At 61.5% G+C, this 22533-nt stretch carries 22 protein-coding genes and 4 pseudogenes; 4 read left to right on the top strand and 22 right to left on the bottom strand.

Annotation, left to right across the window (positions count from 1 at the left end; all coding sequences use genetic code 11):
- Nucleotides 1–1132: 1132 nt before the first annotated feature.
- The 18 genes and pseudogenes from AC3WL8_RS37875 to AC3WL8_RS37790 all read right to left on the bottom strand — a co-directional run bounded on the left by AC3WL8_RS37875 (nt 1133) and on the right by AC3WL8_RS37790 (nt 12654).
- Nucleotides 1133–1354, bottom strand: a complete 222-nt coding sequence (locus AC3WL8_RS37875; protein WP_013959769.1) for a hypothetical protein — start codon at nt 1352–1354, stop codon at nt 1133–1135.
- Between the two features lie 195 nt (nt 1355–1549).
- Nucleotides 1550–1759 (bottom strand): hypothetical protein, encoded by a 210-nt coding sequence (locus AC3WL8_RS37870; protein WP_148271787.1) that lies wholly within the window; start codon nt 1757–1759, stop codon nt 1550–1552.
- Nucleotides 1756–2385: an acyl-homoserine-lactone synthase gene (locus AC3WL8_RS37865; protein ID WP_492380063.1), complete on the bottom strand. Its 630-nt coding sequence runs from the start codon at nt 2383–2385 to the stop codon at nt 1756–1758. Before AC3WL8_RS37865 ends, AC3WL8_RS37870 begins: the two co-directional genes overlap by 4 nt.
- 764 nt (nt 2386–3149) lie before the next feature.
- Nucleotides 3150–3269 (bottom strand): annotated as a pseudogene (locus AC3WL8_RS37860) (DUF3158 family protein); the annotation flags it as partial.
- Between the two features lie 291 nt (nt 3270–3560).
- Nucleotides 3561–3747, bottom strand: a pseudogene (locus tag AC3WL8_RS37855) (transposase); the annotation flags it as partial.
- 290 nt (nt 3748–4037) lie between these two features.
- Complete coding sequence (locus tag AC3WL8_RS37850) at nt 4038–4253, bottom strand: hypothetical protein (protein WP_013959773.1); 216 nt, start codon at nt 4251–4253, stop codon at nt 4038–4040.
- A gap of 68 nt (nt 4254–4321) precedes the next feature.
- Entirely contained in the window at nt 4322–4579 is a 258-nt protein-coding gene (locus AC3WL8_RS37845; protein WP_013959774.1) for a hypothetical protein, read from the bottom strand.
- 18 nt (nt 4580–4597) lie between these two features.
- Nucleotides 4598–5893: a hypothetical protein gene (locus AC3WL8_RS37840; protein ID WP_492380062.1), complete on the bottom strand. Its 1296-nt coding sequence runs from the start codon at nt 5891–5893 to the stop codon at nt 4598–4600.
- 102 nt (nt 5894–5995) lie between these two features.
- Nucleotides 5996–7357, bottom strand: coding sequence for a hypothetical protein (locus AC3WL8_RS37835; RefSeq protein WP_013959776.1), 1362 nt, complete (start codon nt 7355–7357; stop codon nt 5996–5998).
- Nucleotides 7358–7576: 219 nt separating this feature from the next.
- Complete coding sequence (locus AC3WL8_RS37830) at nt 7577–8221, bottom strand: response regulator (RefSeq protein WP_013959777.1); 645 nt, start codon at nt 8219–8221, stop codon at nt 7577–7579.
- 2 nt (nt 8222–8223) lie between these two features.
- Nucleotides 8224–9081 carry a sensor histidine kinase gene (locus AC3WL8_RS37825; RefSeq protein WP_492380061.1) on the bottom strand — a complete coding sequence of 286 codons (858 nt, stop codon included), beginning with the start codon at nt 9079–9081 and terminating at the stop codon, nt 8224–8226.
- Between the two features lie 168 nt (nt 9082–9249).
- On the bottom strand, nt 9250–9675 hold the full coding sequence (locus AC3WL8_RS37820) for a helix-turn-helix domain-containing protein (RefSeq protein WP_200872623.1): 426 nt from the start codon (nt 9673–9675) through the stop codon (nt 9250–9252).
- Nucleotides 9626–9817 (bottom strand): response regulator transcription factor, encoded by a 192-nt coding sequence (locus AC3WL8_RS37815; protein ID WP_051591811.1) that lies wholly within the window; start codon nt 9815–9817, stop codon nt 9626–9628. The genes AC3WL8_RS37820 and AC3WL8_RS37815 overlap by 50 nt, the downstream gene beginning before the upstream one ends.
- A gap of 477 nt (nt 9818–10294) precedes the next feature.
- Nucleotides 10295–10567 (bottom strand): DUF2274 domain-containing protein, encoded by a 273-nt coding sequence (locus AC3WL8_RS37810; RefSeq protein WP_492380060.1) that lies wholly within the window; start codon nt 10565–10567, stop codon nt 10295–10297.
- Nucleotides 10564–10845, bottom strand: a pseudogene (locus tag AC3WL8_RS37805) (TrbI/VirB10 family protein); the annotation flags it as partial. The pseudogene AC3WL8_RS37805 and the gene AC3WL8_RS37810, both read right to left, overlap by 4 nt.
- Nucleotides 10846–10850: 5 nt before the next feature.
- Nucleotides 10851–11159 (bottom strand): annotated as a pseudogene (locus tag AC3WL8_RS37800) (conjugal transfer protein TraG); the annotation flags it as partial.
- Between the two features lie 287 nt (nt 11160–11446).
- A complete protein-coding gene (locus AC3WL8_RS37795; protein ID WP_492380059.1) occupies nt 11447–11692 on the bottom strand; it encodes an EexN family lipoprotein in 246 nt (81 codons plus the stop codon).
- Nucleotides 11689–12654, bottom strand: coding sequence for a LysR family transcriptional regulator (locus AC3WL8_RS37790; protein WP_492380058.1), 966 nt, complete (start codon nt 12652–12654; stop codon nt 11689–11691). The genes AC3WL8_RS37795 and AC3WL8_RS37790 overlap by 4 nt, the downstream gene beginning before the upstream one ends.
- Before the next feature lie 523 nt (nt 12655–13177).
- Between AC3WL8_RS37790 and AC3WL8_RS37785 the strand changes: the two genes are divergently transcribed.
- The 4 genes from AC3WL8_RS37785 to AC3WL8_RS37770 all read left to right on the top strand — a co-directional run bounded on the left by AC3WL8_RS37785 (nt 13178) and on the right by AC3WL8_RS37770 (nt 16755).
- Nucleotides 13178–13582 (top strand): hypothetical protein, encoded by a 405-nt coding sequence (locus AC3WL8_RS37785; protein ID WP_492380057.1) that lies wholly within the window; start codon nt 13178–13180, stop codon nt 13580–13582.
- Between the two features lie 325 nt (nt 13583–13907).
- Nucleotides 13908–14681, top strand: a complete 774-nt coding sequence (locus AC3WL8_RS37780; protein ID WP_492380056.1) for a phytanoyl-CoA dioxygenase family protein — start codon at nt 13908–13910, stop codon at nt 14679–14681.
- 5 nt (nt 14682–14686) lie between these two features.
- A complete protein-coding gene (locus AC3WL8_RS37775; RefSeq protein ID WP_492380055.1) occupies nt 14687–15916 on the top strand; it encodes a methyltransferase domain-containing protein in 1230 nt (409 codons plus the stop codon).
- On the top strand, nt 15913–16755 hold the full coding sequence (locus AC3WL8_RS37770; protein WP_492380054.1) for a hypothetical protein: 843 nt from the start codon (nt 15913–15915) through the stop codon (nt 16753–16755). The genes AC3WL8_RS37775 and AC3WL8_RS37770 overlap by 4 nt, the downstream gene beginning before the upstream one ends.
- A gap of 516 nt (nt 16756–17271) precedes the next feature.
- Here AC3WL8_RS37770 and AC3WL8_RS37765 read toward each other — a convergent pair.
- From AC3WL8_RS37765 to AC3WL8_RS37750, 4 genes are all read right to left on the bottom strand, one after another.
- Nucleotides 17272–18546 carry a thioredoxin family protein gene (locus AC3WL8_RS37765; RefSeq protein ID WP_492380053.1) on the bottom strand — a complete coding sequence of 425 codons (1275 nt, stop codon included), beginning with the start codon at nt 18544–18546 and terminating at the stop codon, nt 17272–17274.
- Between the two features lie 417 nt (nt 18547–18963).
- Entirely contained in the window at nt 18964–20922 is a 1959-nt protein-coding gene (locus tag AC3WL8_RS37760) for a DUF3363 domain-containing protein (RefSeq protein WP_492380052.1), read from the bottom strand.
- A gap of 433 nt (nt 20923–21355) precedes the next feature.
- Complete coding sequence (locus tag AC3WL8_RS37755; RefSeq protein WP_492380051.1) at nt 21356–21931, bottom strand: S26 family signal peptidase; 576 nt, start codon at nt 21929–21931, stop codon at nt 21356–21358.
- Complete coding sequence (locus AC3WL8_RS37750; protein ID WP_492380050.1) at nt 21928–22461, bottom strand: DUF2840 domain-containing protein; 534 nt, start codon at nt 22459–22461, stop codon at nt 21928–21930. Before AC3WL8_RS37750 ends, AC3WL8_RS37755 begins: the two co-directional genes overlap by 4 nt.
- Nucleotides 22462–22533: the final 72 nt, after the last annotated feature.

The following is a 22533-nucleotide window of genomic DNA, read 5'->3' as shown; positions in this document are numbered from 1 at the left end:
GCGTTAAACATTCTCCGATGCGGACGTGCATCGCCAGGTGTGGGAATCCCCTGCCTTTAGGCAGGGGAGGACGTCAACACTGCATTCCCCACACCACATCACGGCGTACATCGGGCCGTCACAGAAAACAACTGTTCATTATGGGCGATTAATTTTATCAATACAATTTGAATTGTATTCATATGCGTATGCATATAAGTCAAATAGTTATGATGGCCAGTGCATATATTTAAATAAATTATCTTTGGATCTCGGATACCGTTGCTCGCGACGCTATCCGAATTTGGCCGGCCATTCATGCGCATTTCGGCGTAATGTGGAGCTATCCAAACTGAGAGGTTTCCTACTGCGTTGAGACCGCGTAATGTGCCTGGGTGTTTTCTTCCTTAATAGCCATCGAGGGCAATCCAGCCGTTGCGATCCATCAATATGACGTGGGAACAAGCTCGTCTGGGAGACTCGGACGTTCAACGGTATCGTGAATTTTCGGGCGCCGCCCAAAAAGGTAGGCGATGACTTTCACCCCGCGGTCAAGGCGCTGGTAAGCGGCGCTGCCTACGGCCGTCGCAATGTGTATTGCATACGACCGTCGGAGTACGAGCCGCATGCCATGTTCGACGACGAGAAGCGCATTGTCTATGTCATCGCCCGACCGACCGGAGATCGCTGCATCTTCACCTTCCCGCAGGAGGTCGACACGATAGGATGACCTGACGCGAACGGCTTGATCCGCCGCGCCTGAGTCACCGATATACAGTCGAGGCTGACAAGGAGCCCCGCGATGGCATTTCAGCCGCCGCCGACCGCGAGTCTCTCACCCACACGCGAGCGTCGGCGAGCCGCAGGATCTGGGTCTTCTACTTGCTTATCGCTGTGGCGCCCGGAAGTCGAGACATGTCCAACGCCGCTTGCATTGGCGCCCGCGTATCGGCCATGCGCATGCGGTGCCAGTGGGTGGGGTGCCGCCTGAACTGCTGACAGCGCATTCAGAAGCCACCGGAGCGGCTGGCATCGGCATGGCGCCGCTGCGCAATGATGCAAACGTCCTGACCCGGTAGCCGGCGACCGGTCCTTCGCACCCAGGCGCCAACAGCGATGCCGCCTGGTACAGTGACGACGCCTGCGGTGCGTGCTACCGCTTCTCTTCCTTGCCAGTCTTGGACTGCCCCTTGGGTTTGGGTTTATGCACGGGATAGCAAAGCCCCCTGGCATCACTGGCTGGCATCTCGGAGCACGGCCGTAGCGTAACCTCCTGCCGCGGTGATTTGGCGGGCTCGGACTGCTGTTCGATGACATAAATGAACCCGCAGTCCACGGCCAGCGTCGCAAGCGCCAGCAGCACGATGTTGTTCACAGCGAGATCTCCTCGAAATGATTGGCGATTGAGAGGTGCACCGCCGCGCAGTAACGCCGGGCGGGATCCGGCGCATGGCACAGCGATCCAATCCTTCGGCGACAGCAAATGAGCGGGCACGATGCGCGGCCCGACATAACATGCCTGCGCTCGCCTCGACTCAAGGGGGGCGCAGCGGTAGTTCCCGGGCCGCCGCTAATTGGTCGACTTCCGTCCCCCGGCATGCCAGTCTCCGGAGATAAACGGCGTGGCGTTGGGTGCAACGTGACATTGGGTGCGTTCCCGGTTGGGCTGCTGACACTCCAGATGCGAGGGATTTCGCGCTGGCATTTCAGGCGCGGTGGGTCCCTTCGCCGCACCGTTCACCAACAGCTTGACGAGCGCGAGCAGCAGTATTTCGCTCATCGCGTCATCTCTCCGATGTGATGGGAGTTCAGCGGGTCCTCCTGACTGTCCGATGAGTCGGCGTCGGCCGGGCACAGGGACCGCTGATCTGCGTCGCCCATCGCGCTCTGGTATTGCCCGGTATCGATGCGACACGCAAAGAGTTGTCGCCCGTCGATGGCGACCGGCGATGCTGTCTTGAAGCGCAATCCGGCGCGCTGAAGAAGCCGCTCGATGCCGACGGGAGAGACTGACACAAGTTCGCTTGCACCGAGTTCCGCTGCGCACATAATGGTCGCGCGCAGCAGGGCCGTGGCCGAACGGGAAGAGAACTGCGCATTGCCCGGCAACGCCGGCGCTTTGAGTTCCACCACCGCGAAGCGCGAGATCTCCCAGATGTTGGGAGACGCCGGAGCCGGCGAGCCGTGCAGTAGCGCCGGAAAGATGTCGCGAAGCAGGTATGGGCCGGTAGTGGGCAACAGGCGCGCCATGCCACGGATCGCACCACTATGCTTGTCCAGTGCCGCCACATACACGGTATCTTCACGATCGAACTGATCGAGTTCGATCCCATCGGGACAAGGCAGCTTCCAGCCCAGGCGCTGCACGAAGACTTCGTGCCGATAGCGCGCAAGGCGCGACATCATGGCCGGCTGCAGGTGGGTCGATTCCCCCGAGATAATACGCACACTTTCCTCCGAGCACTCTGCTGTGTCCGGATTAGATCGCCTCATTCGACCTTGGAGCAACCGTCAAAACTGACGGGGGTACACATGGCATACCTCGGGACACTGCGTCACGCCGAGCTCCGCCTGGGTGAATAACGCACTGCTTTGATGCGTACGCGCATCGCCGATGTAGAGCGTCAGGCGTGCGGTGTACAGGTCGCCCTTCTGGAGGCCGTCTGCCTCGCCCTGTCGAACCCACGCCTGGGCGTGCGAGTTCGTGCCATCAAGGTGCGCAGCGCGCGTCTCCCGTCTTCATCATGTGCCATTTCGACTGCGGTTCGGCGGGCCGACTGAGAACGGCGCTGGCGAGCGTGGATCTTGACCCTTCAAACTACAGACGGATATCCAGCGCAAACGGATGCCGCCGCAACTCCGGCGGCCCGTCGCCCGTCAGGCGCAGCCGCGCGGGCAGTCCGGGCGCATCGGCGGGCAGGACATGGCATTAAACGCGCCAGTGCAGCTTGCCGATGGTATCGGCGATGCGTGGCAGGCAGTCCGCTTCAAAGCGGGCGAAGATGTGTGGTCAAGGTAGGGGCGTCCTGACGTTGCGGGTTGGCGGTGCTGGCTGCGCCTGCCGTGCGCCGCAGTGGCAGGCCACTATACGCCAGCCGGCGTCAGGCCGGCCGGTACACCCAGAAGCCAGGTGAGTGGCTCCAAATCGCCCTAGTAGCACCGGTGACCCGGGACTCCATATTCCCCTTACCTTTAAAAGGTTGTAAAAGGCCTTTTAGGTAGCCTGCTTGTTCCAGCCGTTGGAAGCCCGCCTGTTCCAGCGCCGTGAAGCGCGTCGACAGAGCGGGCATGGAAGGCCGGGTGTGCCAGCTATCCCCTGGGGATAGCACGGCAGTGTTCGGCTAGTTCATGGGGCTGTGGGCGCTGTACCTCTCGCGCTCTATACCAAACGACCGGTTTGGCAGTGCGCGTCCCCCTTCTTCATCTTGTGCCATTTCTACTGCGAATCGGCGGACCGGCTAAGAGCGGCGCTGGCAAGCGTGAATCTTCGCGGAAAGCCGGTATCGTCAATAATCAGCGCCTCCGGCAACCCGCACGCCGGCTGATTCGCTCAAGCGTGTAACTGCGCACCGCATCGAGCACCGCTTCGTCCGACCACGGCGCATCGGCTACAAAATGATGCAGGCGTTGGTGCTCCGAGCGTACCCGGTTTGGCGACAAATGCGCCGCCATGGGCTCAACGCTCTTACGCTTGACCGGCAACATCAACCCTGTGCAGTAGCCACGAAACGGCTCCACGCGATCAGCATGCCCAAGCGACTGCGCCATCAAAGACACGTAATCCGCGAACCGTTCCGTAGAGGCTCCCATCGCTTTCCTCGTAATTCACTTGAAGACAAGCGAATAATGCCTTAATTCTTAACACAGTAGTACTAGTTAGTTTTTTAAGGTGGATAAGTTAACGGAGCCGCTAGCCCGCACCGGTATTGGCTTTGCGGGCATTCCGTACTCCTGATAGCACGAGGCTGTTCACAGGTTGTCCCCAAGTGCGGCCCGGTTGGCAGGCAGTCGGGACCTGCGCCGCGAACCGCGCCGGTCCCGACCCTTGAATGGGCACGCTAGCCGTAGCTGATCGCGTCCACCGAACAGCTGGACTGATTGGATTGGTAGCTGTTGGCGCGGACCCGCCATTGGCCGCCACGTTCGGCTTGCAGCCATAGCTCGATGGCGGTGATCAGAGTGGCGTCATGGACATGCTTGTCCTGGCGCCAGCAGACCTTCACCTCGGTGCCGTTGGTGGTTTCAGTAAATTTTTCCTGGCAGTACTTTGGCATGGCTCACTCCTTTAGCGTAGATCGACGCAGACGTTTCAACTGAAACGGTAAAGTTCGGGCGATGACGTTCAGACGGTGTAGTAGTCGCGCCATGCCGCAACCAGTTGAGTGCGGATCTGCTCGGGCAATTGGTTGTTGTTGAACGTAGGCGGCTTCCTGTTGCCGTAGTAGTAGGCCGTGCGGTCATTCGTCGCCATATGGTCGCGGGCGGGATTGTCGACGCTGCGGCTCATGTGGATGCCGGGGAAGGCGGGATTTTCATAGTAGACCCAGGTGCCGCCGTTGTCGGGGTCGACATAGCCGCTCACTTTCCAATCGTCCATCATTGCAGTTCTCCTGACGTGCTACTGCGGTTTGTGCGTCGGCGGTGCTGACGCGCCGTCGACGCTGCGAACCGGCTTGCTAATGACACCAAGCAAGACCGGAGTATTCGAATCGCTGGCATCGAACCGCACCTCCGTTCCCGTGCATCCGCTGCAAGCAAGCGCGGCGGCCATGGCGGGCGCGCGCCGTATGCTGAAAGGGCCGATGCTTGCCACCGACGCGGCCAGCTCCCGCGCCAGGCGGCTATTGGCTGCCCGCAGCGATAGGCGCGGTCGAAAGCCGATAACCGCGCGCGCCGGAAGCAGGCCGAGCGCACCATCCATACCGAAAAAATCCGGCGCGCCTGCCGGCAGCGTTGCGTGCCCGCCTTCGAGCAGCTCGGCGTCGAACCAATTGCCGGGCTGTATAGGGAAGACGCCGAATCCGGCCAGGGTCAGGGTCAGACCTTCGAGCAACCCGTCGGCCGCAGTGCGCTGCAGCGCTGGCCGTTCCGCAACCGCCGCACTGGCATTGGGCATGTGCAGTCCGAGAAAGGCGGGCCAGCCGGCCCCGACGAAGGGATCCGGTGTCGGCGCTGCGGCCGGTGCGGCAGATGCCCCCAATGTGGCCGGCAGACCCCGCGGGCTGGCGAGCGTGGTAGGCGAAGGCAAGGTCAGCGACAACGCCGGCGGCAAATCTGCCGGCGAGCTGCGCCAAGCGCCAAGGCCGGTGGCCCAGCCGCCCAGCGAGTACCGCGGACAGCAGAACTCGGTACTGCCTGCATACAGGCTGGCGGCCATGTTCAGTTCGCTGGCCTCCGGCAGGGACGCGATAAGGCAGCGATTCATCGCCACGCTCAGCGCCGGCGCCCGGCCGTCCAGCGTAGCGATCAGGGCATCATGGGCGCCCAGCAGTCCTGCGCGCTGGCCATCCTGCGGGGCCGCGTCGGCGACAGCGCGGCCGGCAATGCCGTGCAGCGGCAGGTGCCGCGCCTGCAGCAGTCGCCGGTACCGCGCCAGATCCGTGCTCAAGAGGTCGCCAAGTGCTGCCGGCCGCAAAGGTCCGCGCCGCGTCATGGATGCGGCGGCCTCCACCAGAAAGCTCAGGCATAGCCAGTAAGCCGTGAATAGGCCGCTGCGAGAAGCGTAAGCACCCGCGCTGGCGGGGATGCCATTGCCGAGCTGGAAGATGCTCCAGTTGACGACCGCGGGCTGCGCATCACCCAGCCCGCTGAAAGAAGTAACAGCGGCAGGAGAGAACAGATCCGGCGCGGCGACGCCGGCATGGTTTGCGATGGCGTCGGCGTAGAGGCGCCATAGCGCGTGATCGGACAGCATGAGATCTCCAGCGGGCGGACGGTTGTCAACTGCAGCCGAGGCGGATGCACAAAGGTGTCGGACGTGGCGCCCCGAACTCATCTGCGGGGCGCCATGCGCGCATCAGCCGCCCAGCTTCTGGCTCACCACGCCGAGCAGGATGGGAAGGGTGCTGCTGACCGGCCCGATCGTAACGGTGGCTGAAGCGTCATCCCACTTGATGTCCTGCTTGGTGCCGCTGGTCGATACCGTGGCCGAGCCGATGCGGAACGGCCCGATGCCGATCGAGGCCGTGGCTTGCGCTTGCCAGCTGTTCTTGACGTTGCTGTAGTCGCTTGCCGTCATTTTTAGCTTCACGGTCGGCTGAAAGCCGGCGATGATTTGCGTCGGCACCCGGGCCAGCGCACCGTTGTCGCCGAAGAAGTCCGGCGCGCCGGGCTTGAGCCGGTTGTGATAGGTGGCAACCAGCCCGCCGTTGTCCCACCACAGTCCGGGGCCGATCGGAAAGGTGCCAAAGCCGGTAAAGTCCACCGCCAGGCTAAAATCGGAGCTGCTCGTGTTGATGCTAGTTTTCTGCCCGCTTGCCGAACCGCCGCCGAAGAAGGAGAAGAAGTCGCCGAACAAGCTGGCATCCACTGACGTGCTCCAGCCGGACTCGTCGAAGTCATAGCTGCCGGAACTCGAGCTGATCGAGATCGAGGCGCCCGCGTTGTTCTTGCCTGCCACACTGGCCTGCTGCCACTCAGCATACTTGGCGCTAAATGCCTGCAGTGAATAGGACGGTGCGAAGGCCGAGAACAAGTTGTTGGCCGGGACCGGATTGGTGCCACCGATCACCACCGGCTGGCTGCCGGCCGGCGCCACACTGCCCATCTTGACAGGCATGTTGTAGGGGTTCTGCGTGGCCATGTTCTGCGCGCCGTTGATGCCGACCTTGGCACGCGCCTGCTGCACGACGCTATAGCCGGGGCCGTAGGCCTTGATCATGATCTCGTCGTAGGCGCCGGATGCGCCGATCAGCGCATTGTTGGCATTCAGATAGCTCGGGTAGTTCTGCTGTACCCAGGCCTGGAACGGCGGAGGGTTAGGATTGACGTTCTTGTAGGCGCCATAGGCGTTGTAGGCCGCCACCTGGACATTGTTGAAATTGGTCTGTGCGGTGTTGAGCGCGGCCGTCGCCTGGTTCACCTGGCTTTCCAGGTTGGGATTGACCATTGCCCCGAGGTCCACCCAGTCGAGGAAGGTCGCATAGGCGGCAAGCAGTCCGCCGGCGGAGGAGTAGGCGGGACTGGCGGCGGGAATGACATCGCCGATGCCATACACGTAGTAGTTGGTGATGCCGGGGTCGCCATTGCCGAGGTCGACATTCAGCGTGGTCGAGCCAGCGCTGAATTGCTGCTGGTCGGTGAGCCCATTCGGGAACGCTTGGGCCTGCACAGCGCCCATCCACTTCTTCCAGAGATCCAAGGTATCGACATTTGCCATTTCTCTGCTCCAGTTGGTTTGGCGGAAATGGACGACAACGGCGGCAGTGCCAGCATCGTCCACAGACGCGCCGTGCCGCCATGTCGCTTGCACCGCCCGTCTGGATTCCATGGTCGGCGATCGCGGGCGCCGGCGAACTGTGCGGAAGACTGATTTGCCCCTTCAAAGAAACTGATTTGCGCATCGGCAGGAGCCGCATATGGCAAGTGTTGCCGCCGTTCAGAACAGACCTTCGTGAATCGCATAGCGGGTCAGCTGTGCAATGCCCTTTACTTGGAGCTTCCTCATGATGTGCTCGCGATGCGTGCCGACAGTTTTGGTGCTAATGTGCAGCTGCTCCGCGATCTCTCTGGTTGAGTGGCCTTCTACCAGCAGCTGGAGGATCTGGCGCTCGCGCGCACTGAGCGTGGCGCCCGGGGCCGGCGTGCCATGACTGCGTGCCGAGCGCAAGCTGGCCAACATGGCGGTGGCCACCTCGGCGCTCAGGTAGGAACGTCCGCTAGCCACGGTGCGAATGGCTTTGCCCAATTCGTCGAACGCGCAGTCCTTGAGCAGATAACCCAGAGCGCCCGCATCCAGCGCGGCGGCGATTATGCGCTGCTCGCTGTGCGCCGATACGCATAGCACGCGCACCGACGGTGACAACGGCAGGATGCGGCCGATCGCATCAATGCCGTTGAGCGCCGGCATCCCGACGTCAAGCGCGACCACGTCCGGGCGCAAGCGGTCGGTCAGGCGCATCGCTTCTATGCCGTCGGCGGCTTGCCCGACGACTTCCATGTCGCTCTCCTTGCACAGCAAGGCCGCCAGTCCTTCGCGAAACAACCTGTGGTCGTCCGCTAGCAATACACGGATGCGAGGCATATTCAACCTCGCGGACGGGACGCGCGCGCGCTTCCGCCAGTGTCGCCGTAGGAGAGGCCCAGGCGCGTGGCGGGCCTGCGCCGGCCTTGCGGCAGCGGTAGCACAATGCGGACTTGTGTGCCGCTGCCGAGGGCAGAATTCACCTCCAGCCTTCCCCCCAACGCGGCCAGCTGGGCCGCGCAACTGGACAGACCGAAGCCGCCCGCAGCGTTACCGGACGACGCGCAGAGCCGGGGATCGAAGCCGCGGCCGTCGTCGCTCACGGTGACATAGACATGGCCGCGACCGCAGGCACAGCGCACCCAGACCTGTTTGGCGCCGCTGTGCCGGCGCACATTGGCAAGCAATTCGTTCGCTACGCGCAGCACCACAGCCATAGTGGTCCGGTCAAGCGACACGGGCGGGCCGTGCAGTTCCAGACGCGTCAGCAGCGCATCCTGCCGCCTTGCCTGAAAGCGGTCTGCGAGACCGCGCAGGGCATCGTCCAGGCGCCCCTGCACCAGCAAGCCGAGGCCGAGGTCTAAGGTGACCGCGCGAATCGTACCAACCGCATCGTCGACCAGCGAGCGCGTTTCGTCGATCAGAGCTTTTGCCGTGGGCGCACACGCCAGGCCTTCCAGCTCGCGCAGCCGCAGCTGTGCCAGCGCGAGCGCCTGGCCGACTTCATCGTGCAAACCGCAGGCGATGCGCTGGCGCTCACGTTCGCGCACGCGGGCCTCAAGGGTGGCCAGCCAGTGCCGGCTCTGCCGCCCGCTGCGCGGCGATGCTTCAGTCGCCGATGCGATTCCGTCCCGTTCGCAAAGACGCTGCTGCCCCGAAAATGCTGACCATGCTGACCTCATATTCTTGTTCCACGTCATGCGAGTCCCCATAAAGGCGAAAAAATCGCCATTATCCGAATATCTCTTTTAAATATTATTCAATTGACATATATTGCATGAAAGCCTTATTCCGCCTGAAGTGAGCAACGGGCTCCGTGCCATCATCAGGTGGCCTGCGCGAGCTCCGCAATACTGCCAATGCCGTAGTCAGGAGGTGTCCGGCGGGTCTAGCAGGCCATGACGCAGGCAATGGATTGCCACCCCCGCGGCATTGCCGATGCCCAGCTTCCGGTACAGGTTTTCACGGTGCTTGCGTATCGTCAGATCACTCAGACCGAATTCCCGCGCGATCTGCTTGCTGGTCTGTCCACTGGCAATCCGCAGCGCGATATCGCGCTCGCGCGGTGTCAGCGAAGGCGGCGGCGCTAGACGGTGAGAAGGCTTGTCATCGAGCACGGACAAGCTCTGCGCCGCGTCGCGGGCGCTGCCCTCTCGCGGGTCAGCATAGGCTGCGGGCGCCGGCGCGGCTTGTACCCCGTCCGCGGGCGCACTTTCCGCTTGCGCGCTGCCTACTTGTGCAGTGTCAGGTTGCAGGCGCGAGTCGGACGAGGGAGCGAGCACGACGAAATCCATGCTCGACGGCATATGAGGCCAGTTGCGCGGCATTGCGCGTGCCGGTCTTGGCTAGCAGATTGCTACGGTGCTTGCGCACGGTCAGCACGCTGATCCCCAATTCGGTGGCAATCGAACGGCTATTCTTGCCGGCGGCGATCATGCGGAGAACTGCCTGTTCGCGCAGGGTCAATATGTGCCGTGGTGCGTGTTGTGCCGGCATGCCTTCCCGCGGATTCGTTGGAGTCGGTCATTGTCGCAGATCGGCCGGTGCACGCTGGCCAGGCCTCCTCCAGTCTAACGAACATCGCGACAAACTAGATAAAAGGCGGCATCTGCCTGGCGTTTAGATTGTGCCTCAAAGTGTGCGCGCCACGCCGACGCTTGACACGACCTAGGGAGCTGGGTGATGGGTCGGCTATCACAACATCGACGCCCAGAGACGGCGACCAGCAAGATGGGAATGCCAGTCATGGTGGATGTGTCCGGCGACAACAATTACGCGCCAAATAGACTTTAGCGGTCCTCTGCCAGCCCTGCTGCGATCAATCGGAAAGGCCAATCGCTCGGAACGGAATATCTCGATGCGTCTTAAAAATATGTTTCGTCCTTCGGCGCCCGGAGGCTGGTGGCCGTAGCGCTAACCGCGGTTCTGGGTGTTGTTTGACAGGCAAGCGCGAGCTGACGCCTGGTGGTCACCGCTACCCCGCCGAAAAGCCCTGTCGCGTGCCATGAAAGCTTCCAGCATGTACGGGATCAGAGCTATCGCATCAACCGCCTCGCCATAGGTTTGTGCATGCAGTGCTGCGTAGCGATCCAGGTCGGCCTTGAGGCTGGCCGGGCACGAGAAGGTCAGCTTGGTGCTCTCCGTCCTGGGTAGTGGCCCCAGCCGCAACTTGCGTGTCGTGCTCATCGTGAAATCCCCCGATTGAAGAACAGCGGCTGGTATGGCCGCAGCACCAGATCCCGATTGACGATGACGCGCACCGGCATGCCCGGCCGCGCCGTCAACGTAGGCTGGGTGTTGAGGTTGCGCCGGGTCATCTCCTGCCCGACCTGGTTCACGCTGTCCTGCAGGCTGCCGCGCTCGGCGATAATGACGCGATCGCCGTTCTGACGGTTTTCCGGCGCGGCCAGTTCGGCGCCGACGCCAAGCAGGGTCGTCAGCGCCGCACCGGCAAGAATGCGGTCCCTCGAGCCTTGCGGATATCCACGGCCGTCGCCCAGCGGGCGGAGCCGTAGGTTGTCACCAGCGTGGATTGGCGTGAGCGCCAGACCGACATAACGATGGCGACCAGCACAGCGAGCAGCCCGCTGCCGCCTGCGATCGCGCCGCCGGTGTCGAACACGTGCGCCGCATAGGCATCGTAGAAGAACCACCACTCGAACAGGCGCCACGGGTGGTAGATGGGCGAGCCGAAGAGATCAAACCAGGGCGTGCCAAGGCGCACTTGATAGCCCAAGGCGGTGGCGGTCCACTGTGTAGCGCCCCAGACGCCGGCCATGACGATGCCGAGCACAACGGCAATCTGCCCAAACAGCACGCCCTGGCCATGTGTCCTTGCTTCCGCCCTCTCGTGCACAGACACCTCGCGAAATCCGCACAATATCGTGCGCCAAGCACGAGGTTGGGGTCTCATCAAGGGCCGGTCAAAGACCGTTATTGAAACAACGGTCGAGGGAAATGCAAGAATTCCTGCCAGAGAAAACTCTGTCATAGCGCCGCAAGCGATAACGCGTTGCGGCGTACGTGCAAAAAGAATCACGGGAAATCCTGGCGATGTGCCGACGATCAGAACCTGGGCGTATGCTTCGGGGGCGTATAGTGCGTGCCATTGCCAAGGAAGCGCCGATTCGTTGCCTCGGCCACCCGGTTACACAGCGCATCGCCGAGCTTGGCGCGATCCAGCCTGCACTGCCCGCGCAGTTCCTCCAGTCGCTTGGGATTGGCAACCAACGACTCCACCGTCTCTGGCGGTTCTGCGCGGCCGCATGCCGCCAGGATCAGGACGAACAATGCCGATGTGACTTTCTTCATGGTGCAACGTCCTCCTCGACGTCATGTTGAGAATCGTGACAGGTTTCGCTACAGGGGCGCGACTCGACAGCGCTTGCCCGCTCGATGAAGCGGGTTAAGGTCACTGACGGTTCCGTATCGCGGCGCAGGAGATAGGTGGTGACTAGGGGAACTTGCCCTGCCAGCGGGCGCGCTACCACACCCGCTCCCCTGCTGGCGAGCGCATGCGATGCACCCGTAAGCCCTAAAGCAAGGCCTGCCGACACCAACGTCATCATTAGCTCAAATGAGGACACACGATCCACGACCAGCGGCTCTTGATCCACGCAGCGCAACAAGCGGTCAACCAGCCGGGCATGGCCCTCGCATGCTTGCGGGTCGCAAAGCACCAAGGGATAGCGCAGCAGTTCTTCAAGCGGAATCTGTGGATAGGCAAGCAGCGGATGCCGTAGGGGCAACGCTACCACCAGCGGCTCGCGCCAAAGTGGATGCGCGATGATGCCGTCGCCTACGTCGTTGGTTAGGGAGAATCCGACATCGTATAGACCATCGTTCAGACCCTCAATCTGCTTTGACAACGGCACCTCGAATAGTCGGACCTCGACCGCCGGCTCATCCTCCCGCCACAACGCAAGCAACGCCGGCAGACGCGATCGGGCACTACAGTCTGACAGGACGATGCGCAATTGATCGTGAAAACCGTTTGCGACTGCTTGGACACAGTCGCGCGCACGCCCCACCGCAGCGAAGATGGCTGGTAGGTTCTCCAAGAGCACCTCACCAGCGCGAGTCAGGCGCGTACTACGGGTGGTCCTCGCGAAAAGCAGCACTCCCAGGTCTTCTTCCAGCTCTCTGATAGCACGAGATAGCGGCGACTGCTCCATGTGCAATCGTTCTGCCGCTCTCGTGAAATGGAGTTCTTCGGCAACGGCCAGAAAGCAGCGCAGATGGCGCAACTCCGTCCTGAGTGACTTGCTAGACATGCGCACTCCCAAGCAAGACGCCCGAATGAAAGCGGTTCACGAGTTGCCGATAGTACCGATTCTTCTGCACGAGACACTCCTAGCGAATGAGCGAAAACCGCTGCCAGATCTGCGTCCTGAATCCAGCGACGCAGCTGCTGATTCTGTCTTCGCCGAGCATGCATTGCGAAGGCGCTCCAAATCCACGTTAGATGACGTAAGCCAACAAACGATGTCGATGGCAGACCTTATCGACGTTTTCAGGCCGATGGGATCAACCCAACCGATAGAGAGACCGCTCATCCCCACATGAGGAGGAGGGCCTCAAGATGAGGCATTAAAAATGCTTATCTCGGGTGGAACAAGTCAAGAATCCACATGATTTAGATCGAATCGGAAATAAACCTCGCGACCCACTGCGAGATCATTCAATCAATCCGCCGATTTAGATCCGGCGGCCAATGCACCCACGCATCCATAAATCGCTGCTAGGCAGCGAGGCCCAAGATCCGCCGCGAGGACTGGGCAGTACACGAATTCCGACATGACGATACTCGCCCGCCCACGCCACATGTCCTCAGTTGCCGCTTTCCTGGCCGCAATTCTTGTGGTGCCTGCCACAGTCTTTGCATTCAGCGTCACCGGGGCACACGGTCGCTCGACGTTCAATGCAGTCAAACATTGGGCGGCAGACATGAATTACGGTGTCATCTGGGAGCCACGAACGAATGGGGGTGTGGTGGATTTCTCTGCGCCCCAACGCTACGTGCACGAGGACTTCCATATTGCGGTCCAGGCACTGGTCAGCGGCGAGGTATATGGACGACGCAACGAGTATTGCATCCCGCCTTCCGTATACCAGGCCCAAGCCGTGATTGACGACCAATTGCGACTGGTTTACGTATTCGGACGCCCCACTGGAAAGCGCTGCGTGTTCCCCTATCCATAGCGCCTTCAGAGGGGACCGAATTGCCCACACGTGGTGACTACTCTCCCGCCGGATCGCTCTCATCCCATAGGCGATCCAGACCAATCCTCAAGACATTCAGACGGAACAGGAATGAATATCTCTCGAACTCGATCATCAACCGGTCAGTCCATTGCTTAGGAGAGATTGAATCGGGCCTCAGAGGGAATATTTGTCAAAAATAGACCCGCATTGACCGAAGCTGCGAGCCTTCCGCGGAAGGCCGCATTTCAGACTTCGCCCACTGAGCAGAACTAATGAAGGCTCGACAAAACGAATGATTCCCACGGTTAGTAGGATGACAAGTATGAACCCGGAACACATTTACGAATTTGATCTCAACGGATATGTCATCATTCCTGCGGCCATCACGCAGCCCCATCTCCTGCGCCTGCAGGAGTACTGGTCAAGGCATCTCATCACGCATTTTCTGCATGATGTTAACTTCGACTGGGGCGAGGAATGGCGCGCACTGATTGACCTCGAAGCGGTCTATCGCTTCCTCGATATCATTTACCGATCAAGATTCCGCCTCGACCATATGTTCTGCGTCGACGAGCGGTTTATCAGTAGTGGTGGCAATCTGCACCATGAGGCTGATATGTTCGATGATGGCATATATTACTGGGTACGGAATCACCGTATCCACAGCGGGCTTGTCGCAGTCCAATATGCCGTTTCGGATATCAGCGCGACCGAGAATCACTTCTGCTGCATCCCGGGCTCGCATCGTGCAAACTTCCCGGTTCCAGAGCGCTACCGGAGCCTCGCAAACAACCCGCTGTTGCGGCACGTCTTCCTGCGGGCCGGGGATGCCGTGATTTTCTCCGAAGCGCTTGTCCACGGAACCTGCAAGGTGGCCGACTCCGGGCGACGACGCTCGGTGTTTGCGCGCTATATGAACAGTCATTCCTATTTCAGAAGGCCTCCCGCGCATCAGGAGATTACGGCGTTGCCGGCCACGCCCAACCATTCGGTCGCTGGCACACAGCTATTTTCCCCGGATCGCCTTACACCGCGGCAGCGGCAACTGGTTGCTGCGCCCGCCTACGCAAGGAGCCACCCGGCCATACGGAGCTAGCACGAATGGAACCCGTGAGCGCAAAAGCGATTATGTTTGGACCGAGAGGGGTTCTGTTCGTCAAGAATCCACGCAACGAATTGGAGTTACCGGGGGGACGACCCGAGGCGGGAGAAGGGCTCGAGCGTGCACTGGTACGCGAGGTAAGGGAAGAGTGCGGCCTGGATGTCACCTCGACGGTCTATCTCGGCAGCAGATCCTGCGAGATCATTCCGGACAGACGTGTGTTGCTTGTGTTCTTTCTATGCGAGTTCGCCGGGCAAGTCCTGACGTTGAGCGAAGAACATACGGCCTATGAATGGATAGACATCGCGGCTGAAAAGCCGGCGATTCTACCGTCTTACTACTGGAATTTCTGCCAAGATTTTGCCTTGTCTCGCAAGGAACATTCGCATGTCGGAGGTCTGTCGCAGGAGGCGGTACCGACGTACCCGCTTCATACTGGTGAGTCAGATCGACAGCGTCTTCAAATCATGTCATCGATCTACGACCCAGCCACGAGGGATTTCTTGAGTCGGTATCTCCCAGATCAGGGACGCGCCTTGGATGTCGGCTCTGGTCACGGACAGATTGCATGCTGGATGGCCAGTAGTAGACCGCAGTCTACGGTGTTGGGTATCGATAACAATCCGAATCAAATCGACATGGCGTGGTCTACCGCTCGGCGGCTGGCGTTGACCAATGTCGCATTTCGCCTCGGGGATGTCACCCAACTCACCAACGTCGTTCAGCCGGAAGGGGCGTTTGAACTCATCACCTGCCGATTCACGCTGCTGCATATCCAAAAACGCGCGAATGTCATCCGGACGCTCCTTAAACAGCTCGCCCCAGGGGGAACCATGGTCATCGAGGAGCCATCGCTGGCAAGTCTGTTCTCAGTGCCGGCGGTATCGGCATTCGCGGAGGCGAACGCCGTCATGATGGCCTACGGCTGGAGAAATGGTGTCACCTATGACTGCATCGAGGACATTTGGGCAATCGTCACCAATCTGGATGTCAATATCAAGGAAGCCAGATTCAGCCAGCCTACGGTCTGGAAGAAGGAACACAAGGAAGTCGTCTACTTATCCTTCCAACAGTTCCGGCCTCAGCTCGTCGAGCAAGGACTCATTGCAGAGAAACGCGCGGAGGCTGTTGCTCAAGCGCTCACCCAGGAATTTATGGATGACACCGTGATATCCGGCGGGCTACGCACGCTGCAACTAGCCATTTCCATACGAGGACTAGAACCATGATGCAGGTGACGGTCTCTCAAGTATCACAAGGCATCTATGAGCACATTCCGACGGAGGACGTAGTGGGCTATCTCCTGCGCGAGCGCTCAATGCTAGCTTGGGCGATTGATGGCGCCTCCCCTGTCACCGCTGCGCCATTCAAGACTTACGAAGACGTCACTGACGCCGGATGGTTCGCGCGACGGCTCAGCCAGTTGCTGGAAAAGCAATTTCAAGACATTCCCTTCAGCAAGGCGCAGCTGTGCAACAGTCTGCAGGTCCTCCAGGACGAGTACCGCCGCGACGGAGGCGATGCCCAGCCGATTTGGGGCTGGCCTGTTGCCGCCGCCACGTTCGTGGAGATTGACCGAACGAAAGAACCTGTAAGTATGTCCGTCTTTCGCTATGCGGATTGCTTCGTGGAAGTCTTGCAAGTTCCCGTTCCTAGCGCGGACCAATCGCCTCGGCCGCCACAATCGCCACCAAGCTATGATCGCTGGAAGCCGTACTCTGGATTCCGGGGTCACAAGCTGTTGAATCTATGGCAACGTCGGCTCCAACAGCAGAAGGGCGAGTGCAGTACCGCGCTTACCCTGAACCCGGCCAGTGCGATGAACGCCGTGGAGGAGGAACGAAAGATCACGACACCAGCTCATATCGTTCTGGGCAGCGACGGCTTATCTCGCGTTTGGGATACCTACCAATTGATGACCAGTGAGCAGGCCATGCATCTGGTCGCACAACATGGGCTATCTTCGCTCTTGCATGCGCTCAGGAATTTCGAGGCATCGAGCCTCACCGGCGGCGCTGAGCTCAAGAGACGGGATGATGCTAGCGGAATTCACATTTTTCTTCCGTAGCACCGTCGTGCCATGCCTCTCGGTTCTTATTTGGCGCTTGCACTCTTCTCGATGCGGGGACTTTGCTTTTGCCTCACTGGCGGCCAAGCTTTCCATCGCGGCGACGCGCATGAGGACGTGAAAGCCATTTTTCTTAGCGCCCGTTGACTTCCAAGGATGCGCTAGTAGACGTGATCCCCATAGCCTTCGCGCATGAAGCGCGGCATGCCGCGCTGTCTCGGCCCGGAACGTCCTGAAACAGAGAACGGAACCGGCGTCCGATAGAGGCCACCTTCATAAGGTGGCCTGCGCTTTCCGCTCATCTTCTCCTAATGACTATCACAATGGCGTGGCTTACGCCGATTCCTTTGGGGCTCCTCGTGTAGACCGCGGGGGGCAAAGTACGTCGCCGTCATGCGCATGCGTGTGCCGTTCGTGCCCCGCCTAGCGTGATCGCAGCGAGTCGACGCTGACGTTCACCACCGCTGGAAACGCACAGTTCTGCTTCATGTCACCCCCCTCCTGGTAATGCGCCGGCTACTTCCCGGCCGTGCGCAGGAGCGATAGCAAAACAGCTCCAGTACGCGCGCCAATCGATGCCATAGTTTCCTGCTTAAAGATGCACCAGGCGTCATAGCGCTCCCACAGGACTGGGTGTTCCTTGCGGCGTTCTACTTCGCGTGCATGAAGGCCTTCGGACAGCTGCGATATCCACTCATCTCTAGCCGCCTCGCCGTTCTTCGGCGGGCCGCCCAGTGCTTCTCGCGTTTGTTCGTAGTCTTCATCGCTCATGGCTGCCACTTGCGCTGCTTCCGCCTCGCTCCAATCCGGATATTGCCGGTAGTCGTGGACCGCATACTCGGTCACTAACGGCAACACGTGTCTCACCATGTCGGCATCGAGTAGCGATACCGACAAGTGCTCCAATTCTTCGCTCTCACTGGAACCCAGGCCAGATCCAGTCGCCAGTACGGCCTCACGTTGCAGGGCTTCCCAGTCTGACTCCATCACGCTCGCGCCAGCGTGCTGGCGTTGATGCAGCATCTCGATTTTCCTGTTGAGAGTGCGCGCAACATCGTTTTGGCGGTATTGCGATATAGCCCATGGGGAAAGGTATAGCAGGTCGTACAGCACCTTGGCTGTCACTGCACCGAGGTTGGCCCCAACTGGCATGGCATCGACGATCTCAAGTGTCTGCGCGCGCGCCGTCTTCTCATCGTTCTGGGATTGGAGCCAGTAGAGCATGCCAAGTAGGTCTCCCAACGCCATCGGCACCCCTACAATCGCTTCGAACTGCGCGTCATCGCCTGCCAGTTGTCTCGATGGTTGGTATGCCTCCTCTTGAGAACAATCCCTCAGGCGGGCAATGCCAGCTTTCTTGACAGCGACGTCACCGCCGAAGCTATTCCACTTCTCTTCTGGGGCATCGGCCGAAAGCGGCGCATTCCGTGTTTCGAGAGATGCACGCTGTAGCGCAGGTACCACCAGTCCAAGCTCCCCCAACCATTTCTCCACCATGAGCTGCAGCCGCATTGTCGACGGACCGACGAGGCGGCCGTATTCCTTGCCCGCAGAGTAAAACGCCAGCGTCGGGATCGCACGCACGCCAAAGTGCTGCCACCTTCCGGGCGCCTCATCGACATTCAGCTTGAGCACCTTCAATCGTCCCGCATGATTGGCCGCGAGCGTCTCCAGATGGGGCGCTAGTGCTAGACACGGCGCGCACCACGGTGCCCAGAAGTCCACCAGAACGGGGGTATTACCCTCAACGTCCTGATGGAACGTCGCCTGCGTCGTTTCAAGTATCGCCATGCTTACCTCACTTCGGTTGCTATTGCACAAATCGATGGAGCGACCTTGCCCAGGAACGCTCACTGAGCTTCAGCGCGCTACCCCGGACGACCAATGCCGCTGGCCTATCGTTGGGTTGCTGCTTTCTTCGCATCCGTAAGCAGAACCCGGCGCACAATTTTGGCTTCGCCCATCACTCTTTGCCAGCGCACGTGGGAGACGAGGAAAGATGAAATAGAGCAAGAAGAAGTGCGAAGACGAGCAATTGACAGAAATTTGCTCGGCTTTCGCAAAAACAGGTTTAAAGAGGAGAATTGCTTCGACACCAGAACCAGCGCCAGTTCCTTGGGGTCTTGACGTAAGACGGCCGCGAAATCTTGGACGGAACTATGGATGGGATCGCTGCAATGCGATCGCCCTATTCGCATGGCTGCCCTGTTAACCTATCGATGGCCCCCGTTGCCTCGCTAGCTCCCAGGACACGCTACCTCCGCGCATCGTCACTGAAAGATGCTGCCCCAGCCGCTGTTCGATCACCGGCTTCCACGGCACGAGGCTGAACGTTTTACCGTCATCGAGCATGGCGTAGCGCCCGCTCGCGAGCTGCACACTGCGTCGGTAGATGCCCGCCATGCGCTGCCCGTCGGGCACCCGCCGATGCTCCAGACCGGTTTCAGCGGCGATGTCCTGCGCGGCCGTGGCCAACTCCCTGCCACGCAACGTCGCCAGGAGATTGCGCACCAAAATCACACGCTGCCCACGCCGCTCGGCCAGCCGCTGCTCAACCAAGAACTCTGCACGCTGTCTCAGCGCGGCCTTGACCTCCTCGCCGAAGCCTACGTCGCCCAGCCCCTCGCCGCCACCGATCAACTGCTGGTCGAGCCATGTGGCGCCGATCACACGGGCCTGTAGCTCGATGGGCAGGTGCGATCTCAGCTCCACCACCACGCCGCCGCCCAGGCGCTCCGCGTCGTACCGGCGGCCACGCTCGACCAGGTCGCCTGGCACGTGCCAGACGCCTTCTGCCACGCGCTCTACAATGCCGGCACGGCGCAAGGCTTCGAGGCGGCGCACGTGTGCGGCAACCAGTTCGTGCGGGTCGCGCTCAGCGGTAGCATAACGCTGGGCAATGACAAGGTGATGGTCAGTGCGGTACACCCCTTCAACAGCGAGTGCAGAGATGTTCCGGTCGGCCGCGCGCACCTCGGCCAAACCCTTCACTTCCGCGATGGCGCCGACCGGATAGCAATCCAGCTCTGACCGTGGTGGCAATGCGACGTAGTGCGCCTTGCCGTCGATCCCGTCGACAATTAGGTAGGCCTTGTCGTACAGCTCATCGGCCAGCCCCTTGTCGGCCACCCGACCGATGATGGTGCGGCCACCCTCGGCGGGCTGAAACACGGCCAGCTCACGCTGCTTGCCGCTCATGGCGCGCTGCATGGTGCGGATGATATCGCCTCGCTCGCCCATCGCCCGCAGGGTTGGCTCGGCCTCGGCATGGATCGCCCACACACCGGGCTGCTGCTCGGTCGCAAGACCCATGCGCTGCAAGCGCTGCAGACGCCCAATCAGCATTGGCCGATGCCGTTGCAGCCGGGGAGCGCCCAGCGTCTCCGGCAGCACCAGACCGTCCACCGCCTCGCGCTGCAAACTACGGTCCAGCCCTGTCCACCGCTCCCGGTCGACTTCCCGCAGCATGACGCGCTGGATCTCCATTTCGGTGCGCGGTCCTAGCCATTCCGTTGCCAGCTCCGATGCGCGCATGCGCATCCCCTCGGCGAGGTAATCCCGGGAGATGATCAGGTCCTTCCCAACGTCGTCCTTGCCGCGTAGGACGATGTGGGTATGCGGGTTGTCGGTGTTCCAGTGATCCACAGCCACCCACTCGAGCCGGGTACCCAAGTCGGCCTCCATGCGCCCCATCAGGTGCCGGGTATAGATCCGCAAGCCGTCGAACAGTTCTGCGTCCTCCGGCGACACGATGAAGCGGAATTGGTGCCGGTCGCCCTCGCTGCGCTCCTTGAATGCATCGAGGTCCGCGGCATCGGTTGTCGGGCCATAGGCTCGTCCCGCGCCACCGTGGCGATCGACGCCTTCACGCTCGATGTAGCGCAGATGCGCGGCGGTCGTACGTGGCCCAGCATTCGCCAGATTGACCAGCCGTGTCTTGATCGTCACGCGCCGGGCATTGGGGGTCAGCGAGCCACCGGCGAAGCGCGCCGCGACGTGGCCGCGTCCCAACCGGGCGCCCGGCCGTTGGCCGGCCTTGCCGACGGTCTTGCCGAGTTTAGCGCCGGCCTTGTTGGTCTGGCGCAGCACCTGGTTGACGAAGGCGTCGCCGCGCCGTTTTGGCGCGCCAGGCCGTATCTGGAAACGATCGTAGTCGTGTTTCCTCATGATTCGCTTCCGTCCAAAGCCAGCGTAGCCGGGCGGGTAAAGCACGCCGCTTCGCCAATGTCGTTGCGGCATTGCGCGCTTCACGACACACTGCTACCCCCTGGCGCGTGCCGCGTCACCCCCACGTGCAGACTGCCTCTTGGCGAGCCAGCGTGCCGCGACCTTATATCTTGCCTTCCACCTTTGCCCTGCCCTCTCGCGGTGGACGCCGGCGGCCCCGCGGCGGTGCACTCCGCGCAGCGGCTTCGCTGGCGAGCGCTGCCAAGGCCACAGGCCGGCCGCGTTCAAGGCAAGACGTGCACGTGGGAACGCCGCGCCGGAGGCGGCGCAAGGTGCGGCGCGAGCGCATCCGCGCTGCAGGTGCGACGACACGGGGACGCCCGGGCGAACGACGGCCCGGATGGCACGACGAAGCGCAGTGAGTCGGCGGCCATCATCGACCAGTCTCCGAGCAAACCGTATGCGCGACGCCGATCACGGCGGATGCGGCAACCGGCCCGAAATACCGGCTATCAAATGACGCCGGATCGGTCGTGCTCAGCAGGAACACCTCGCCTGAAACCAGGCGCCGGCACTGTTGCCAGGATGGCAGCGGCCGGCCCATGCGGTCAGCAGACAGCGCGGCGGCCACCAGCACGTCGTCGATGCGCACGCTGCGTCCGACCATGCAAATGTGCTGTGGCGCCACCGCACCCACGCGCTTGAGCAAGGGAACGTCCGCGGGCAGGTAGCCACGCTGCGCCGCCAGTGGAGCCGCTTCGATCGGTAACCGAACCAGCACGATGCGGCCCACACGCACGACTCCATGCTGCAAGTCGGCCCGATTGAAGGTCGGATCGATGCGATACCAGCCAACCGCCATGCTGGCGGACGGATTATAGGTCAGGCGAGGCAGCGGCGACGCCAAAGACGCCCAGGCCAACGCAGCGAGACCGAGAATAGAGAAGCCTGCGACCACGATGCGAGCGCGTAGGCGCGAGCGCGGATGCCGCGCGGTGCCGGCAGTCATGCTAGCGACCTCCCCGCCAGCCAGGCGGCATGCCGCTCGGCAGTATAGGCCGGCAGCGGCAAGCACGCGCTGAGCCGATTGCCCAGCGTGCGCCAGTACGCGGGCGACACAGCGACCGGGGCAATGCCCAGCGCCTCGATGGCGTCGATCCGTTCCAGCACGGCGCGCACGGCCGATTCGCCCTCGGCATCCAGCAGCAGACGAGCCCCGGGCAACACGCCGGGGATGCGCTGCGCCGCGTCCAACGACGTGCAAGTCTGCATCACCATGAGTTGCCAGCGCACCGTACCGTAATCGTTGGCTTGCCAAAGGATACGGCAGAACACCGCGCCCGGCAGAAACACCGCGACACGACGCGAACGGTCGAGGCGGATGGTGTGCGCTGGGTTACCAAAACGCAGGTAGATGTCGATGCGCTGCGCGATGTAGGCGAGCGAGACGCGGGTCACCGGCGCGGAGCCGTCAAGGCCGGCGAGCACCGCAAGTGGTGGCGGGGGCGTAGCTGCGACCGCCGAAGGTTGCGCGTTCATCAGATTTGCTCCGAGAAACCTCGCCATTCAAGGCGGGGGGTGAAAGGAGCGCCGCCGAGAGGCGGCATTCCC

The sequence above is a fragment of the Cupriavidus sp. FW305-F7 genome (genome assembly GCF_058782875.1).
This window is presented reverse-complemented; position numbering and strand designations above follow the sequence as displayed.